Origin of the sequence: Exiguobacterium sp. K1 (genome assembly GCF_033721435.1) — a bacterium.
Taxonomy (GTDB): Bacteria; Bacillota; Bacilli; order Exiguobacteriales; family Exiguobacteriaceae; genus Exiguobacterium_A; species Exiguobacterium_A artemiae.
Window position 1 is genome coordinate 373,628 of sequence record NZ_JAOTIT010000003.1, and the last position, 17,372, is coordinate 390,999.

Below are 17,372 nucleotides of genomic sequence, written 5' to 3' on the forward strand. Positions count from 1 at the left end.
CAGATTCTGCTCTTTTTTTGTTGAAAAGAGGAAAACATAGGAATTCTTTCCCGCCCGTTCGTTGACAATGAACGAGTGCTATCCTTACAATATAGATGTACGTTTTTTAGACAGCTTCGATGAATAACCGAAATGAACTAAGAAACACCTTGTAAAGGGGAGGTGAACCCATGGGTACAACAACTTGGATTGTCATACTTCTCCTCGCAATACTGATCGCATTCATCGTAGGCTACTTCTTGCGGAAATCGATTGCAGAAGCAAAGATTCAAGGCGCGGAAACAGAAGCGACGAAAATCGTGGAACGTGCACAAGTATCAGCGGAAGCAACGAAAAAAGAAGCACTGCTCGAAGCGAAAGATGAAGCCTTTAAACTTCGGAATGAAGTCGAAAAAGAGCTTCGTGAACGTCGTCAAGAGTTAACGAAACAAGAAGGACGATTGCTCCAAAAAGAAGAGACACTCGATCGCCGTGTTGATTCCATCGACCGCAAGGAAGAACAAATCAATACGCGTGATGCAGAGATCGCAAAACGGAAGCATCAAGCTGAAGAGTTAGAACGCAAAGTAGAGGACCTGTATGAACAGGGACGCCAAGAGCTCGTACGTGTTGCGAATCTTTCGCAAGACGAAGCTAGAGCTATCATCATGGATGAGACGAAACAAGCTGCCATGCACGATGCAGCCATTCTTCAAAAAGAAATCGAACAAAAAGCAAAAGAAGAAGCAGACAAAAAAGCACGCAACATCCTTTCACTTGCGATTCAACGGTTCGCCGCGGAACATATCGCAGAGACGACGGTTTCGGTCGTCAACTTGCCGAATGACGAGATGAAAGGCCGGATCATCGGTCGTGAAGGTCGTAACATCCGGACCCTCGAAACGTTAACGGGTATCGATTTAATCATCGATGACACACCGGAAGCGGTCATCTTGTCCGGATTTGATCCGATTCGCCGCGAAGTGGCGAAGATGGCCCTTGAAAAACTCGTTCAAGACGGCCGGATTCACCCGGCACGAATTGAAGAGATGGTCGACAAATCACGTCGGGAAGTCGACGAACGGATTCGTGAAATCGGTGAAGAAGCGACATATGATGTCGGGATTCACGGTATTCATCCGGATCTCGTCAAAATTCTCGGCCGCTTGAAGTATCGGACAAGTTACGGTCAAAACGTATTGTTCCACTCACTCGAAGTCGCTCATCTTGCCGGTATGATGGCAGCAGAGCTCGGTGAAGATGTAACACTTGCGAAACGCGCCGGTCTCCTCCACGATATCGGGAAAGCGATTGACCACGAAGTGGAAGGAAGTCACGTTGAAATCGGAGTGGAACTTGGTACGAAGTACAAAGAACATCCAACCGTCATCAATGCGATTGCTTCCCACCACGGGGATACGGAAGCGACATCTGTCATTTCCGTCCTGGTTGCGGCAGCGGATGCTTTATCAGCCGCTCGTCCGGGTGCACGTCAAGAAACACTCGAGAGTTATATCCGGCGTCTTGAACGCCTGGAAGAAATCTCGGAATCATTCGACGGTGTTGAGAAGTCATTCGCGATTCAAGCAGGTCGCGAAGTCCGGATCATCGTTCGTCCTGATGTCGTCGACGATGTCCTTGCTCATAAGATGGCAAGCGATATCCGGAAAAAAATCGAAGAAGAACTCGATTATCCGGGTCATATCAAAGTCACGGTCATTCGGGAAACACGAGCAGTCGAATACGCAAAATAAGCAAAGTGGCGGGCGACCGCCACTTTTTTTAATTACTGGAGGAATGTTTCATGAAGATCTTATTTATCGGAGATGTCGTCGGGGCACCAGGACGTCATATCTTACAGCAATTCACGGCACGTATTAAATCGAAATATAATCCGACGGTCATGCTCGTCAACGGCGAGAATGCCGCACATGGCCGGGGAATCACGAAATCAATTTACCATCAATTGCTTGAACTCGGATTCCACGGCGTGACGATGGGCAACCATACCTTTGATAACCGGGATATCTTTGATTGGATCGACGATGCGGACCGGATCGTCCGCCCGGCGAACTATCCGGAAGGAACACCCGGTCGCGGCATGATGGTCTTAAAAGTCGGCAACAAAAAAATTGCCGTCATCAACGTTCAAGGGACAGTCTTCCTGCCGCCGCTCGGTGACCCGTTCCGGACAGTCGATGAGCTGATTGCGGAAGTCGAAGGGGAAGTTGATGCGATTTTCGTTGATGTCCATGCGGAAGCAACGAGTGAAAAAATTGCGATGGGCTATCACTTGGCGGGTCGTGTCCAAGCGGTTGTCGGGACACATACTCACATCCAGACAGCGGACGAACGGATTCTTGAAGGCGGAACGGCTTACATCACGGATGTCGGCATGACAGGACCGCTCGACGGTGTCCTCGGGATGCGAAAAGAAGATGTGTTACGAAAATTTAAAACACAGCTCCCAACCCGGTTTGAAGTTGCAGAAGGACGGGAACAATTAAATGGAGTCTTGATTCATATTGATGATGTATCAAAAAAAGCAACGAAGATTGAACGCATCCACTTGACGGATCAATCGATTTTCTTTGATTGAGCTTTGATTTTTGATTGGGAGGTACATGCATGGACGTCCTGAAAGTATCAGCTAAATCGAATCCGAATGCGGTCGCCGGAGCGCTCGCAGGTGTACTTCGAGAGAAAGGTTCTGTCGAGATTCAGGCAATCGGAGCAGGTGCTCTCAATCAATCCGTTAAAGCGGTGGCAATCGCAAGAGGGTTTGTCGCACCGGCAGGCATGGATTTGATCTGTATTCCGGCATTTACCGACATCATGATTGATGGCGAGGAACGGACGGCAATCAAACTAATCATTGAACCACGATGATGCATCATTGGACATAGGTCCTACGTTAAAGCAGACCATTTACTCGTTGGAGTAGATGGTCTTTTTTTGTGGCGGACAGTCGGAAAAAATCAACGGATTCGCCAGAGGAGCATTGTACAAGTATCGGGAAATCGGTATCATGGGGAAGGATAGTGAAGCAGACAGCTTCAATCATTTCAGGGGATAAAAGGAGCGAACGTCGATGTACAATCAATTGTCATGGAAAGTAGGCGGTCAGCAGGGGGAAGGAATCGAGTCGACGGGTGAGATCTTTGCCATTGCCTTGAACCGCCTTGGTTATTACTTATATGGATACCGTCATTTTTCTTCACGCATCAAGGGAGGACATACGAACAACAAAATCCGTGTCGCGACACACGAAGTCCGGACCGTCGCCGATGATCTTGATATTCTGGTCGCCTTTGATCAGGAAACCATCGATGTCAACTTCCATGAGTTGCGTCAAGGCGCCATCATCATCGCCGACGCGAAGTTCAATCCGACGAATCCGGATCAGACACGTGCTGCTTTATATCCGATTCCGTTTACGGAAATTGCGTCCGGACTCGGCACATCGCTGATGAAGAACATGGTCGCAATCGGAGCATCGAGTGCCATTCTCGGGATTGCACCGGAACGGTTCCAGGCGGTCGTGGAACAGATTTTTGGTCGTAAAGGACCGGAGATGGTCGAAAAGAACTTATCGGCAATCCGTGAAGGCGCAGCAGCATTTGAGGCGATGGCCGGAACAGCGGAACGCTTTATCCTCGATCCGGCAGACGGGCAGCAACGGATGTTCATGATCGGCAACGATGCGATTGCGCTTGGTGCGGTTGCCGGGGGGGCCCGTCTGATGGCTGCCTACCCAATCACGCCATCGTCGGAAATCATGGAGTACTTAATTAAAAAATTACCGCAGTTCGGTGGAACCGTCGTTCAGACGGAAGATGAGCTGGCTGCAGTCACGATGGCCATCGGTGCCAACTATGCCGGCGTCCGTGCCTTGACGGCGTCAGCCGGACCCGGATTGTCGCTCATGGCAGAGGCAATCGGCTTGTCCGGGATGACGGAAACGCCGCTTGTCATCATCGATACGCAACGGGGTGGACCTTCGACAGGTCTGCCGACGAAACAGGAACAGTCCGACTTGATGGCGATGATTTACAGCACACACGGTGAGATTCCGAAAGTCGTCCTCGCGCCGTCGACGGTCGAGGAAGCTTTTTATGATGCAGCCGAAGCGTTTAACATCGCGGAAGAATATCAATGTCCGGTCATTCTTTTGACGGATTTGATGTTGTCGCTCGGGAAACAGTCTGTCGAACCGCTTGATGTCAACCGTGTGGAAATCCGCCGTGGGAAATTGATGCTTGACGAACTGCCGGAGCTTGAAGGTAAAGCGTATTTCAAACGGTATGAAGTGACGGAAGACGGGATCAGTCCACGAGTCGTCCCGGGTACGAAACACGGGATCCATCATGTGACGGGAGTCGAACATAACGAAGAAGGCCGTCCGTCGGAAGCGACGAAGAACCGGGTCGACCAAATGACGAAACGTCTGCGGAAGCTCGGTCAATTCCGGATGAAGGATGCCGTCCTCGTCACGGAACAGCATGCGACACCGGATATCCTGTTTGTCGGTTTTAACTCGACACGCGGAACGATTGAAGAAGTGATGCCGCGTCTTGAGGAACAGGGCATTCATGTCGATCATCTCCACATCCGCCAGATGCATCCGTTTCCGAGTGAACTGGTCCGTCCGCACCTCGAGCGGGCCAAGCAGGTTGTCGTCGTCGAATACAATGCGACGGGTCAACTCGCGAAATTGATTCAGATGAACTGCGGTTTTGCAGAAAAAATTGAACACATTTTAAAATTCAACGGCGATCCGTTCTATCCGGCGGAAGTAGTGGAACAGGTCGTTGCAGGAGGGATTTTCCATGGCAACCTTTAAAGATTTCAGAAACGATGTCAAACCGAACTGGTGTCCGGGCTGCGGCGACTTTTCGATTCAGGCGGCCGTTCAGCGTGCGGTCGCAAACGTCGGACTGGAGCCGGAAGAACTGGCGTTGATTTCCGGCATCGGCTGTTCGGGACGGATTTCCGGTTATATCAATACGTACGGCTTCCACGGTGTTCACGGCCGGTCGTTACCGATCGCCCAAGGCGTCAAGATGGCAAACCGTGAATTGACGGTCATCGCGTCCGGCGGTGACGGGGATGGTTTCGCCATCGGAATGGGCCATACGATTCACGCCTTCAAACGAAATGTGGATATGACGTATATCGTCATGGACAATCAAATTTACGGGTTGACGAAAGGGCAGACATCACCGACATCGGCACTTGGCTTTAAGACGAAGTCGACGCCGAAAGGATCGATTGAAAAGAGTGTCTCACCGGTCGAACTCGCCTTGACAGCAGGCGCGACATTCGTCGCCCAAAGTTTTTCGAACGATTTAAAAGGCTTGACGAGTCTGATTGAACAGGCAACGCAACATAAAGGATTTGCCTTCATCAACGTCTTCAGTCCGTGTGTGACGTTCAATAAAGTCAACACGTACGACTGGTTCAAGCAGAATTTAACGAAACTCGATGATCTTGAAGGCTATGACGCGACGGATCTCGATGTGGCGAAACGCGTCGTCCATGAACACAACGGTCTCGTCATGGGTCTGATTTATCAGGATGATTCACGTCCGGATTACCAGTCACAAATCGACGGATATGCGGAGAATGGACTAACTTTTGCCGATCTTGAGATGAATGAAGAAACATTTGGTAAACTTGCGGCTGAATTCATGTAAACTAGAAGTGAAAGATTGTTTGGTTATTTGGGGATGCTCAATACTTGGTCAGGACCGATTAGAGAAAGAGGCAAAGACCACGAAGGAGTCGGGGAATGATGACAAAACTAGTGACAGCTGTAGAAGATACGACAAAAGTAAAAACGATGCGCGCACTCGTCAAGGAAGAACGGGGATTTGGTGCTGTCTTGAAAGAAGTCGCAGTTCCCTCACCAAAACGCGGGGAAGTCTTGATTCGCGTCGAAGCGACTTCCATCTGCGGGACGGATGTCCACATTTACGAATGGGACGCGTGGGCAGCATCACGCGTGAATCCGCCGTATGTCTTCGGACATGAGTTTTCCGGTGAAGTCGTGGAACTGGGCGAAGGGACGAAACGTCTGAAACTCGGGGACCGTGTCTCAGCGGAAACACATATCGTCTGTCATCAATGCAAACAGTGTCTGCGGGGGCAGTATCACATTTGTAAAAACACAAAAATCATCGGCGTCGATACACAAGGCTGTTTCGCGGAGTACGTCGTCATGCCGGAAGAAAATCTCTGGGTCAATCCGGAGGATATGCCCGCCGCCATCGCATCGATTCAAGAGCCGATGGGCAATGCCGTTCACACGGTTCTTGCGAGTGACGTCAGCGCTAAAACGGTCGCCATCGTCGGTTGCGGTCCAATCGGTCTGATGGCTGTCTCGGTCGCAAAAGCGGCAGGAGCTGCGGAAGTCATTGCGATCGATGTCAATCCGTACCGGTTGGAGCTTGCGAAAACGATGGGCGCAGATGTCGTTATCGATTCACGCCACGAGGATGTTCTCGAACGGGTCCGGATGATGACGGACGGGGACGGGATTGATGTCGTCTGTGAAATGAGCGGTCATCCGGTTGCGATCCGTCAAGCATTTGAGATGGTGACAGCCGGCGGAGACGTCAACATTCTCAGTCTGCCGGTCAAACCGGTCGAGATTGATCTGACGAATCACGTTGTCTTTAAAGGTGTTCGCGTTCAAGGCATCACCGGACGGAAAATGTATGAGACATGGAGTCAAGTATCCGCATTCCTGTCGAGCGGAAAAGTCGATGTCAAACCGTTGATTACACACACATTGCCACTCGAACGGTTTGAAGAAGGATTCGAATTGATGCGACAAGGGAAATGTGGAAAAGTCGTACTACAACCAAGGGGGACGAATTAATGGGATTTGAACATTTACGGACAGAATTAGAAGAGATGAAACAAGCGGGAACGTTCCGCGAACTCGTTGCACTCGAAAGTGCCCAGCACAACCGGGTAACGGTCGACGGGAAAGAATTGATTCAATTGTCGTCAAACAACTATCTCGGACTCGCGGCGCACCCGCGTCTCGCGAAGCGGGCAGCGGACGCTGCTCTTGAATTCGGTGCCGGAACAGGATCGGTCCGGACGATTGCTGGAACACTCGAAATGCACCAAGCCTTCGAACGTGAACTGGCGACCTTTAAGCATACAGAAGCGGCACTTGTCTTTCAATCAGGATTCGCGACAAACCTCGGTGTGTTGTCAGCCTTGCTTGGACCGGAAGACGTCGTCATTTCTGACGCCTTGAACCATGCATCAATCATCGACGGGATTCGTCTGACAAAAGCGAAACGCCGCATTTATAACCACGTCGATCTTGCGGACTTGGAAGCGGCTCTGCAGGAAACACAAGACGCGCGGACACGTCTCGTCGTTACGGATGGTGTCTTCTCGATGGACGGTAATATAGCGCCGCTTCCGGAAATCGTTGAACTGGCTGAAAAATATGATGCCCTCGTCATGGTCGATGATGCCCATGCATCGGGTGTTCTCGGAAAAAGTGGCCGCGGAACGGTCAATCATTTTGGACTTGACGGACGTGTTGCCTTACAGGTCGGTACGCTCTCGAAAGCGATCGGTGTTCTAGGAGGGTACGTCGCGTGTGAACAACACGTCAAAGACTATCTGATCCATAAAGGCCGTCCGTTCTTGTTCTCGACGTCGCATCCACCGGCAGTCGTCGAAGCGAACCGGGAAGCGCTTCGTGTCATGGAAGAAGAAACAGAATTGTTTGACCGTCTCTGGGAAAACACGGAATTCTTTAAACACGGATTACGAGAACTCGGCTTTAATATCGGCACGTCGACGACGCCGATCACACCGGTCATCGTCGGCGACGAAGCATTATGCCATCAGCTGTCAGACCGTCTGCGTCAACACGGTGTCTTTGCACAAGGGATTGCCTTCCCGACGGTCGCAAAAGGTAAAGCACGTGTCCGGACAATCGTCACAGCCGAACATACACGGGAAGACTTGGAGCAAGCGCTCGAAGCGTTTAAACAAGTCGGTCAAGAGCTGGAATTGATTTAAAAGGTACGAAAACATAGAAGGGACGGCACATCACTACGATGCGCCGTCCCTTTTTAGTGTTCCTCATGCTTGATTTCAATAAACGGCAATCGGTCCGTATGGTCCGTCAATAATCTCGAGATCGGTCTCAAAAATATCGGAGAGCGTGTTTGCGACCATGATTTCCTGTACCGTACCGAATGCAGCAATCTGTCCATGTTTCATCGCACAAATATGGTCGGCATACTTTGCGGCGAAGTTGATATCATGCAGGACGGTGATGATCGTTCGTCCGAGTTCGTCCGCGACATGACGCAGATAGCCCATCATCTGAACAGACCGGGCAATGTCGAGATTATTGAGCGGTTCGTCCAGCAGCACGTAATCCGTTTCCTGACACAAGACCATCGCGACATAAGCCCGTTGGCGTTGTCCGCCTGACAGTTCATCGAGGTAACGGTTCTCAAGTGGTGTCAGGTCAAGAAAGTCGATGTATTTTGACGTGATGTTCTCATCTTCCAGTGTCATTCGCCCTTGTGAGTAGGGAAACCGGCCGAAGCCGACCAGTTGGCGAACCGTCAGCCGGGTCACGAAATGATTTTCCTGACGAAGAATCGTCATGATTTTTGCCAAATCCTTTGACTTCGTGCTTGAGACATCGAGTCCTGCGACTTGAATCTGTCCTTCATCAAGTTGCAACAGACGACCGATCATCATCAGTGTCGTCGATTTACCGGCGCCGTTCGGTCCGATCAGTGCGGTCAGACCCGCCTTCGGAATCTCTAACTCAAGCGGACCGATCTGGACATGATCCGTATACGTTTTTTTGACTTGCTTTAATTTAATCATAAGGACCTCTTTCGTAATAACACCGTTAAGAAAATCAGACCGCCAAACAGTTCGATGATGACGGAGACGACGCTCGGTGCATTGAAAATATGATACATAAAGAAATAAGCACTCGTCAAAACGAGAAAACCAATCGAAAAGGCCATCGGCAAGACGTACTTATGGTCATACGTGGAAGCGACCTGATAACTGAGTGTGGCAACAAGAAAACCGAAAAACGTCAGTGGTCCGATCAGTGCCGTCGACATCGACATGAGCAGGGAAATAAGGACGAGGATATAGAGCACACTCCGGCGGTGATTGACACCGAACGACGTCGCGACGTCCTTTCCGAGGGCGACGATATTCAGACGGTTCGCCGACAGGAATAACAAGATACTGACGATCAGGACGACCGGAATCACGATCGGAAAATAGGCAGCATCAGCGTTCGTGACCGAACCGAACAATCGGGCCTGCAAAATATCGAACTCGGACGGGTCGAGCATCCGCCGCATGAAGCTGGCGAGCGAATTCAGACCGGTGCCGAGGATGATACCGACGAGCAACAGGAGTTGTAAATCGGCATATTTTCCGGATAACAGCCATCCGTAGAGCAATAGACTCATCACGAGCATGAGACCGACTTGTGTCAAAAAGGCTCCCGTCCCTGAAAAACCGATCAGAGCCCCTGCACCAAAGAAAAAGATCATCGACGTTTGAATCGTTGAGTACAGCGCATCGAATCCAAGCAGGGACGGCGTGATGATCCGGTTATTCGTGACCGAATGAAAGGCGACGGTGGCGAGACTTTGACAGAGTGCGGCAATCGCCATCGTCGTGACGGCTGTGATTCGGCGTTCGACGACCGGCCAAAAGGACGGTGACTGAACGGGTACCGGATTGTTGTAGAGCAGGAGACCAAGGGAACAGAGCAGTCCACCGAACAGAAACAGGGACAACAAGATCCAGTAGCGGCGTGCATGTCGTTTGGACGGGAAGGCAGAAGCGTTCCGGTCACTTGTATGAGCGGTTGTTCGTTCACTTCGGTAGGGTTTTGGTTTTCGATGCATGACGGTATTCATCGGATACCTCCTCTTGTTCGTTGCCGCAACAGGATGAGAATGAAGACTGCTGCCCCGACTGTTCCAAGGATCAGTGAGACCGGCAGTTCAAAGGGGCGGATCAACGTCCGCGAAACCAAATCACTGATGAGAACCGTCCCCATCCCGATGACACAGACCCATGGCAAGTTACTGCGCAAGTCATCTCCGCGCATCATCGAGACAAGGTTCGGCACGATCAGACCGAGAAACGGTAAATTTCCGATGACCGTTGCAACGATGCCGACGGACAAGGCAATCAGACCTGTTGCCATTATCATCAGACGATTGTAATGAACGCCGAGACTGGTCGCGATATCTTCACCGAGACCAACCAACGTTAAACGATTGGCGAGAAAAAAGATACAAAACGTGACCCCGACAATTATCCATAAGTATTCATAGCGACCGATCTGGACGGATGAAAACGATCCGACGAACCAGCCTTCCAGTGCCTGACTCGCCCGGAAGTATAAACCTAAGAAGGTGGAAATGGCCGAGATGACAGCGCCGAGCATCAGTCCGATGATCGGTACGATCAGCGAAGACCGAAGCTTGACCGAACGCAGGAACCAAAAGAACATCATCGTGCCGATAAAGGCAAACACAATGGCACCGGTCATCCGCATCATCAGTGTCGGTGCCGGGACAAGCAGATAAACAGTCAATAGTCCAAGTCCCGCCCATTCAATCGTACCGGTCGTCGTCGGTTCGACGAGCCGGTTCTGTGTAATCAGCTGCATGACGAGTCCCGCCATCGCCATCGCTGCGCCTGTCAGCATCAGGGCAATTGTTCGCGGAACACGTGTAATCCAAAACATAGAAAAGTCATTCGCCGTGTTGCTGAGTTCATAGACTCCGGTCAACAGGGAAGTAACGGCAAGCAGACCGATTATCAGGAGAGCAATGATGAACGGCGGCGTCCAAACGACAGAAAAGGAAGGTCGGGCACTCGGCTCAACACTTCCATTCACTTGTTGCGGCTTGACCTGCTCCATTTACTTCACAAACGCTTTCGATACGCTTTGGAAAAATTCCGAATAGGTCTGGATCGATTCGTTTAAGTACATATCTTTAGGCGTATAGACGATCCGCTGTTCTTTGACGGCTGTTGTCTGTTGAAGCGCCGGTGCACGATCGATGACATCTTCCGCCGGAACAGCATCTTTGGCGTTTCCGAGAGGAGCGTCACGGTCTAAGACAAGTAACCGGTCCGGATTGCTTTGAGCGATGGCTTCGACGGACACCTCGTCTCCTTGATCGTTACCTGATTTTTGTTTGACTTCCAGGGCCGGTTTCCAGCCGAATATGTCATACATCGGTCCGAAGACCCGACCGCTCATCGGTGCGGAGAAACCGATATCGCCGCCCGAGACGATGACGGACATGACGCTGTCTGTTCCGTTATATGATTTTTTCACGTCCTGAATCGATTGTTCAAACGTCGTGACGAGTTGGTCGGCTTCTTTTTCCTTGGCAAAAATCTGTCCGAGCGTGTGTGTCGTATCCTCGAGTCCTTTGACTAGCAATTCACCGGGCGTACCGGATTGTTCCGGCAGTTCGATGTCGAGATCGATGACTGCGGCTTCCGGGACCAGTTTTTTAATATCATCGTAATAATCCGCAAAGCGTTGACCGACGATGACGACATCCGGATCAACCCCGGCAATCGCTTCAAGGTTCGGTTCGAAGTGCATTCCGACGTCGACGATGTCCTTGTCCTTGGCGTAAGGTGATTCCGCCGGCAACAGTCCGACCGGAGCAGCCGCGAGTTTGACATCCCAGGCGGCGAGTGTCTCAAATGTCCGGTTATCGAGTGCCACGACTTTCTTTGGTTTTACGGGTACCTTGACCGTACCGTGTGCGTCTGTAATGTCGATCGTTTTCGTGGCGGATTTCTTGCTGTCCGTCGTAGTCGTTTCGTTCGCTGTGCCGCACGCGGCGAGTAGGACGGCGAGTGAACTGATCACCATCGATGTTTTTACTGTGCCCATTCTCATTCATCTCCTTTTGATTTGGACAATGCCTCCCATCAATTCCGTGAATATGTAGGTGGATTAATTCCTCACAGAATTATTGATAATGATTATCATTGTCATTGTCATCTTCAAACTGAATGATAGCAGACAAAAATTGGAGATGCAATGACAATTTCCATTTACCGGAGTTGTCGATTTTTTATTTCTATAAACTATATAAAAATAAAAAATGAAACGGTTACTCGAAAGTCATATGTTGCAGGAGCAGCCGATCATTTACTGATAACCGGCGAAAGACTTGCTATAATGGCAAAAACAATCGAATTAAATTACTCGCCTGGAACCTAATCGGTTTTTTATGAACCGATGGAATCAACAAATGTTTTTTTGGAAAAGTAGAAAGCGCGGAATGAGAAAAGGATTTTTTGTCCTGCCCGATAAAACGATCGGTGCTTGTGGTCTGTTACATTTTGTTGGACAATCCTATTTTGAAGCATGAGGACTGACGAGTTAGGGAAAAGAAACAAGAACCGACAAAAGAGAGAAAGGGCGTGTGACAGTTTGATCAGCAAACGAAAAAAACTCATTGTACTGTCGTTCGCCTTGATGGCGCTGGTACTTGGGGGCTGTATCCGGATCCAGTACGATGCGACGGTCCATACCGACAAAAGTGTGACCTTAAAAACGACATATGCCGCAAAAGAGCACCCGGTGGCGCGACTACTTAACTTGAACCCGGACTGGAGTAAGTATGCCAAGCAGGCCGAGAAGAACGGTTATGCGGCAGAAACGTTTAAGACGCAGGATGATTATGAAGGCATCCGGATGGAAAAGAAATTTGCAAAATTCGAAGACTTGGCGACGATTAAAGATGAATGGAAAACGGGTATCGGCGGTATTCTGATTCCGCCGGATACGACGTATGAAGTCAAACAGGAAAAAGGATTTTGGTTTAATACGTACCGGTTGGATACGAACATTGATTTAAGTATCGATCGTTTGAATATTAAAGGGTATCAGCCGACCGGACAGGTCAAAAAATTAGCCGATCGTTATCTCCGTCAGGCGGATATCGAAATCAACCTGCACGGACCGAAAGTGATCGGTCTGCAAAACGGGGAAAAAATCGACTGGGCGAATCATAACAATGTCTCGTGGAAACTGTACGGGACGAAGGCCAACCAGTTACAACTGATTGCTTACGTTCCGAATCCGACCGGCTGGATCATTACCGGTATCGTGCTGTTGATTGGTCTCTGTCTGCTCGTGTTCTGGATTGTGCATCACGTCCGGAAATTACGGCGCAAACAATTGCAGACGATTGGTATTTCGGTCCTTGTCTGTCTGCTTGTCGGAGGCAGTGCGTGGTGGTTCTTTGCCGACGAGACATCGAGTGCCCCACCGCCGACGAAACAGATTGTCACGCCACAAGTCGGTGAAATCACACCGACCTTCATGGTCCATGGGTTGTTTGGAACCGAGCGGACCTTTCTGCCGATGATTGATAATTTTACGAAAAAGAAGCTGGCGGATGACGGCGGCAGATGTGACGTCTCACGGAACGGAAAAGTCGTGTGTGATGTTAAACCGTCCACGACCGGCTATCCGCTTGTCCGGATCGTTTTTGAAGATGACGAAGCCAGTCTTGCCAATCAACAAAAATGGCTCAGTGCAGCGATCGAACAGTATGACCGGAAACAACGGGCGACCTTCACCGATATCCAACTGGTCGGTCACAGTATGGGAGGAGTCGATGTCGTCGCCTACACGCTGCAAGAAGACATCCCGTATCATGTCCGAAAACTCGTGACACTTGATGCGCCGATCAGCGGTTCCGATTATGCGACGCTCGGGCTGACGCTTGCTCCGTTCGGAACGAATACAAACAGTCCGGCGATTCAGGATTTAGCCGAGAATTCAGCGGCGATGAAAAATCTGAAAGACCGGCTCGATACTTGGCCGCGTGATGTACTCGTCTATTCCTTTGGCGCGAAGGGCGGGGACTTCAATTTGATTCCGCTTAAAAGTTCGTTTGCACTCGATGCGTATACGGATAATATCCAAACGAAATCTTATAAGTATGATCACTTTACGATTCACCGCCGCGAACCGGTGTTTAAGGAAGTCCGGAATTTCTTGTTTAAAGAAAATCTGGTGACAGAAACAGAGGAGGAATCGTCATGAAACGGATTGCCATCATCGGGGGCGGAATAGCCGGGGTCACCGCAGCCGCCTTACTTGCTCGACACGGACATGACGTCACCTTGTGCGAGGGGAGTCGCGAATGGGGCGGATCGGCGGGGAAGTTTACCCGGAAAGATTTCACTTACCCGGTCGGTGCAACGCTCGGAATGGGTTTTGAGTCAGGCGGCATTCATGAACGGGTGTTGGGGCACCTGCAAATCGACCAGCCTGTTGAACTGCTCGATACCGTCATGACCATTAAACTTCCGGGACACGACATCCTCTATTACCGCGACCGTACACGGTTCATTCGTCATCTGAAGGAACAGTTCCGCCATCAGACAGACGCGATTCAAGACTTTTTTGACGAAGTGGACCGGATTCAGCGGCACGTCCGACCGTTGATGCAGGCCTTACCGGCGTTGCCGCTCAAGACATGGGATGATGCTCGGATGGTCGTCAAAGAAACGAAAGCAAGTCTGCCGCTGTTGCCTTATCTGACACGGACGATAGGTGACCTGCTCTGGAAACATCAGTTGGACGGGACGATTTTTGCCCAATTGGTTGACGGGATTTTACTAGACAGCATGCAGACGGGGAAGGAAGCATCGGCATTGCTTGGAGCCGTGGCTTTATCGATTTATCACGACGGCGCCTATTATGTTCCTGGTGGACTGTATCAAGTCGCCGAACGTCTGAAAGCGTCTGCTGAAGCGGACGGGGCGACCGTATTGCTCGGTCGTAAAATCGTCTCAGTCCGCCAAACGGCGGATGGCTTTTTACTGGAAGACCGGCGGGGACGACTTTTACTGGCCGATGCCGTCATCGGTGCTGTACCGATTGAAGCGGTGCAGCAAATGGTCGGACCGTCGTTACGACCGGTTTTAGAGCGGACGTACAAGCGGCAGGCTGACTTGATGCAGTGGGCGACGTTTACGTATTACGCGGCGATTCCCGAGACAATCATTCAAGACGATCAGGCCTTTCGGCAAATACACGATCCGATGTTACCGTCGGGTCATGCGTTCATCTCGTTATCTCGACCGGGAGATCTCAACCGGGCACCAATCGGGTGTCGGACATTGACGATGTCCTGCCATATTCCAATCGGGCAGTTCGCACGCGACGACCGTGCGCAATATGACCGGCAAGTTAAAGCCATGCAGGAAACGTTCGAAACGATTTTGGAACGCGAATTTCCCGGTTTCAGCAGTCAAGTCATCGAACGTCATCCTGGAGGACCGGGTGCCTGGGTCCGCTATACGTCACGTCCGGACGGCGGTGTTGGCGGCTATCCGCAGTTACCGTCGACCAGTCTGTTTCGGGCAGCCTCATTTCGGACGGGGGTGCCGGGACTTTATATCATCGGTGACACCGTATTTCCAGGTGCCGGGACAATCGGGGCGACGACATCGGCGATTCATGTCGCCCGCGAGTTTGGTGTGAAGATTTAAGCATGAATTTGGTAAATCGTGAAAGAAGCGGCCGGATGGTCGCTTTTTTTAGAGAACAGGATTATGATTGAGGCGAGACGGGAAGTACATAATCATGAGAGAAAAAAGAGAGAGAAGGAGTGAACGAGATTGAATCAGTTTGAGGACAAGTGTCAACATTTCATTCAAGAACGTCGCCCGGAAGTCGGGCCGTTGATTTTTACAAACGCCCGCACCTTCATCAATGCCCGGGGATTAAGCGTCTATGAACGAATTTATCAAGGAAAAGAAGAAGTCCGATTGGCATTCGTCGAACAGACAGCCGGTCATCAGATTGTTTCATTGATGGAAAATACGTTCGGAAACGGACTCGTCTACTTTGTGTCGACAGCGACTGCGACATGGGACGGCGAAAATTTCGGTGAATTTACGTTTTAACTACATAATGAGTCCCAGTCCGGTTGAGGCTGGGACTCTTTCATGTCGAAACTTGTATCCGTTTCAAAACGTATACGAAGTATAACAAAAAAACGCAGCGAGAAGGAGGAACCATCTTGCAACAACAACTAAAACCCAAATCATCGACGCGGCGTCTTGCGACCGTGTCCCTGATTTTTATGGCAGTCGGCTTTATCGCCTCGTTGCCGTTTAAAGAAAACAACTGGGTGTTCTGGCTGCAAAGCGGCTTTGAAGCAGGTCTCGTCGGCGGAATTGCGGACTGGTTCGCCATCACGGCGTTATTCCGCCATCCGCTCGGACTGAAAATTCCCCATACGAACCTGTTGCCGAAAAACCGGGAACGAGTTATCGAGTCGATCGTCCAGATGCTCGAGAAAGATTTGCTCAATAAAGAGAGTATCGTCGAAAAGTTGCGGCATATGACACTCGCCGACCGTTTCATCAAATTATTGCGTTCGATTGTCCTGTTGCCGGCATTTCGTTCGACGGTGACGGAACTGCTGACGGGTATTTTACACAAACTGCCGAAAGAGGCGATTCTGAAAGTCGTCGATGACCGGATTTCCGATACGGTTAAAGCGTATCCGTCGAAACGGTTGGCAGAACGGCTGATGGGATTAAACGAGGAACGGCGGCTCGATGAGCTGGCAATCGATCAATTGCTCGGATACGGACAACGCCTGCTCGAAGATCCGGTTATTCGGGATCAAATCGGTCGTTTGGCGTATCACGCGATGATTGATCAGGAAAAAAACACCTTTTTACGCGTTACGGCGAAGACGGTACAAAAAGTCTACTCGGAAGAACGGTTGAGCCTTGTCATTCAATCGGTCCTGCTGAGTGTAATTGAAGATATGAAACAGGTGCATCACCCGAACCGTCTGGCGATTCTTGATCACGTCCGCCGGAATTTGGCGCAATTGACGCAAGACGAAGAGCGGCTTGCGAAAATCGATCAATGGAAAGCAGCGGAAGTGGATCGGTTTGATTTGCAACCGGTCTTGAACCGGGCCTACACGGCAGGAATTGAGGAACTGAAAACGTACTTGGCATCTGATTCTTTCTGGGAAAATCGTGCTTTACCGTTGATGAACCAAGCGCTGAACGAGTGGGATCAGCATCCGACGTTCAAAGAAGAAAGTGACCGCTGGATGAAAGATCAGCTCGTCCGATTCGTGGATCAAAACCATCAAAAAATCGGCGGTTTGGTCCGGGAAAACTTAAACCGTTTTGATACAGAGACATTGATTCATATGATTGAAGATAAAGTCGGGAATGATTTGCAATGGATTCGTGTCAACGGTGCAATCTGCGGCTTTTTCATCGGTCTGATTCTCGGTGGAATCAAACTATTCATTGGTTGAAGGAGCGAT

General features: G+C 50.3%; 15 protein-coding genes. 11 read left to right on the plus strand and 4 right to left on the minus strand.

Annotation, left to right across the window (positions count from 1 at the left end):
• Window positions 1-170: 170 nt before the first annotated feature.
• From rny to N7U64_RS09575, 7 genes are all read left to right on the plus strand, one after another.
• The gene (rny, locus tag N7U64_RS09545) at window positions 171-1,733 is read left to right on the plus strand and encodes a ribonuclease Y (RefSeq protein ID WP_012369930.1); all 1,563 of its coding nucleotides are present in this window, start codon (window positions 171-173) and stop codon (window positions 1,731-1,733) included.
• A gap of 50 nt (window positions 1,734-1,783) precedes the next feature.
• Entirely contained in the window at window positions 1,784-2,578 is a 795-nt protein-coding gene (locus tag N7U64_RS09550) for a TIGR00282 family metallophosphoesterase (protein ID WP_318929622.1), read from the plus strand.
• Between the two features lie 29 nt (window positions 2,579-2,607).
• A complete protein-coding gene (locus tag N7U64_RS09555; protein WP_012369932.1) occupies window positions 2,608-2,868 on the plus strand; it encodes a stage V sporulation protein S in 261 nt (86 codons plus the stop codon).
• Between the two features lie 202 nt (window positions 2,869-3,070).
• Complete coding sequence (locus N7U64_RS09560; protein ID WP_318092579.1) at window positions 3,071-4,822, plus strand: 2-oxoacid:acceptor oxidoreductase subunit alpha; 1,752 nt, start codon at window positions 3,071-3,073, stop codon at window positions 4,820-4,822.
• Window positions 4,809-5,675 (plus strand): 2-oxoacid:ferredoxin oxidoreductase subunit beta, encoded by an 867-nt coding sequence (locus N7U64_RS09565; RefSeq protein ID WP_318929627.1) that lies wholly within the window; start codon window positions 4,809-4,811, stop codon window positions 5,673-5,675. Before N7U64_RS09560 ends, N7U64_RS09565 begins: the two co-directional genes overlap by 14 nt.
• 95 nt (window positions 5,676-5,770) lie before the next feature.
• Window positions 5,771-6,862, plus strand: a complete 1,092-nt coding sequence (gene tdh, locus N7U64_RS09570; RefSeq protein ID WP_012369935.1) for an L-threonine 3-dehydrogenase — start codon at window positions 5,771-5,773, stop codon at window positions 6,860-6,862.
• Window positions 6,862-8,034: a glycine C-acetyltransferase gene (locus N7U64_RS09575; protein WP_012369936.1), complete on the plus strand. Its 1,173-nt coding sequence runs from the start codon at window positions 6,862-6,864 to the stop codon at window positions 8,032-8,034. Before tdh ends, N7U64_RS09575 begins: the two co-directional genes overlap by 1 nt.
• A gap of 75 nt (window positions 8,035-8,109) precedes the next feature.
• Here N7U64_RS09575 and N7U64_RS09580 read toward each other — a convergent pair whose 3' ends face one another.
• From N7U64_RS09580 to N7U64_RS09595, 4 genes are read right to left on the minus strand one after another with little or no spacing between them, the layout of a single operon-like run.
• Window positions 8,110-8,862, minus strand: coding sequence for an ABC transporter ATP-binding protein (locus N7U64_RS09580; RefSeq protein WP_318929628.1), 753 nt, complete (start codon window positions 8,860-8,862; stop codon window positions 8,110-8,112).
• The gene (locus N7U64_RS09585; protein ID WP_413230435.1) at window positions 8,859-9,914 is read right to left on the minus strand and encodes an iron chelate uptake ABC transporter family permease subunit; all 1,056 of its coding nucleotides are present in this window, start codon (window positions 9,912-9,914) and stop codon (window positions 8,859-8,861) included. The genes N7U64_RS09580 and N7U64_RS09585 overlap by 4 nt, the downstream gene beginning before the upstream one ends.
• A gap of 8 nt (window positions 9,915-9,922) precedes the next feature.
• A complete protein-coding gene (locus N7U64_RS09590; protein WP_318929631.1) occupies window positions 9,923-10,942 on the minus strand; it encodes an ABC transporter permease in 1,020 nt (339 codons plus the stop codon).
• A complete protein-coding gene (locus tag N7U64_RS09595) occupies window positions 10,943-11,938 on the minus strand; it encodes a siderophore ABC transporter substrate-binding protein (protein ID WP_318929633.1) in 996 nt (331 codons plus the stop codon). It abuts the gene before it with no gap.
• A gap of 546 nt (window positions 11,939-12,484) precedes the next feature.
• Here N7U64_RS09595 and N7U64_RS09600 point away from each other — a divergent pair.
• The 4 genes from N7U64_RS09600 to N7U64_RS09615 all read left to right on the plus strand — a co-directional run bounded on the left by N7U64_RS09600 (window position 12,485) and on the right by N7U64_RS09615 (window position 17,363).
• Window positions 12,485-14,107, plus strand: a complete 1,623-nt coding sequence (locus N7U64_RS09600) for a DUF3153 domain-containing protein (RefSeq protein WP_318929635.1) — start codon at window positions 12,485-12,487, stop codon at window positions 14,105-14,107.
• On the plus strand, window positions 14,104-15,561 hold the full coding sequence (locus tag N7U64_RS09605) for an NAD(P)/FAD-dependent oxidoreductase (protein ID WP_318929636.1): 1,458 nt from the start codon (window positions 14,104-14,106) through the stop codon (window positions 15,559-15,561). Before N7U64_RS09600 ends, N7U64_RS09605 begins: the two co-directional genes overlap by 4 nt.
• Before the next feature lie 129 nt (window positions 15,562-15,690).
• The gene (locus N7U64_RS09610; RefSeq protein ID WP_012369943.1) at window positions 15,691-15,978 is read left to right on the plus strand and encodes a hypothetical protein; all 288 of its coding nucleotides are present in this window, start codon (window positions 15,691-15,693) and stop codon (window positions 15,976-15,978) included.
• Window positions 15,979-16,094: 116 nt separating this feature from the next.
• On the plus strand, window positions 16,095-17,363 hold the full coding sequence (locus N7U64_RS09615; protein ID WP_318929637.1) for a DUF445 domain-containing protein: 1,269 nt from the start codon (window positions 16,095-16,097) through the stop codon (window positions 17,361-17,363).
• The last annotated feature ends 9 nt before the right edge of the window (window positions 17,364-17,372 follow it).

Coding starts and splice junctions, on each gene's coding strand:
- N7U64_RS09575 (WP_012369936.1), top strand. CDS start 6,862: ATGGGATTTGAACATTTACGGACAGAATTAGAAGAGATGAAACAAGCG.
- N7U64_RS09605 (WP_318929636.1), top strand. CDS start 14,104: ATGAAACGGATTGCCATCATCGGGGGCGGAATAGCCGGGGTCACCGCA.
- N7U64_RS09565 (WP_318929627.1), top strand. CDS start 4,809: ATGGCAACCTTTAAAGATTTCAGAAACGATGTCAAACCGAACTGGTGT.
- tdh (WP_012369935.1), top strand. CDS start 5,771: ATGATGACAAAACTAGTGACAGCTGTAGAAGATACGACAAAAGTAAAA.
- N7U64_RS09550 (WP_318929622.1), top strand. CDS start 1,784: ATGAAGATCTTATTTATCGGAGATGTCGTCGGGGCACCAGGACGTCAT.
- N7U64_RS09560 (WP_318092579.1), top strand. CDS start 3,071: ATGTACAATCAATTGTCATGGAAAGTAGGCGGTCAGCAGGGGGAAGGA.
- N7U64_RS09580 (WP_318929628.1), bottom strand. CDS start 8,862: ATGATTAAATTAAAGCAAGTCAAAAAAACGTATACGGATCATGTCCAG.
- N7U64_RS09595 (WP_318929633.1), bottom strand. CDS start 11,938: ATGGGCACAGTAAAAACATCGATGGTGATCAGTTCACTCGCCGTCCTA.
- rny (WP_012369930.1), top strand. CDS start 171: ATGGGTACAACAACTTGGATTGTCATACTTCTCCTCGCAATACTGATC.
- N7U64_RS09590 (WP_318929631.1), bottom strand. CDS start 10,942: ATGGAGCAGGTCAAGCCGCAACAAGTGAATGGAAGTGTTGAGCCGAGT.
- N7U64_RS09585 (WP_413230435.1), bottom strand. CDS start 9,914: ATGCATCGAAAACCAAAACCCTACCGAAGTGAACGAACAACCGCTCAT.
- N7U64_RS09555 (WP_012369932.1), top strand. CDS start 2,608: ATGGACGTCCTGAAAGTATCAGCTAAATCGAATCCGAATGCGGTCGCC.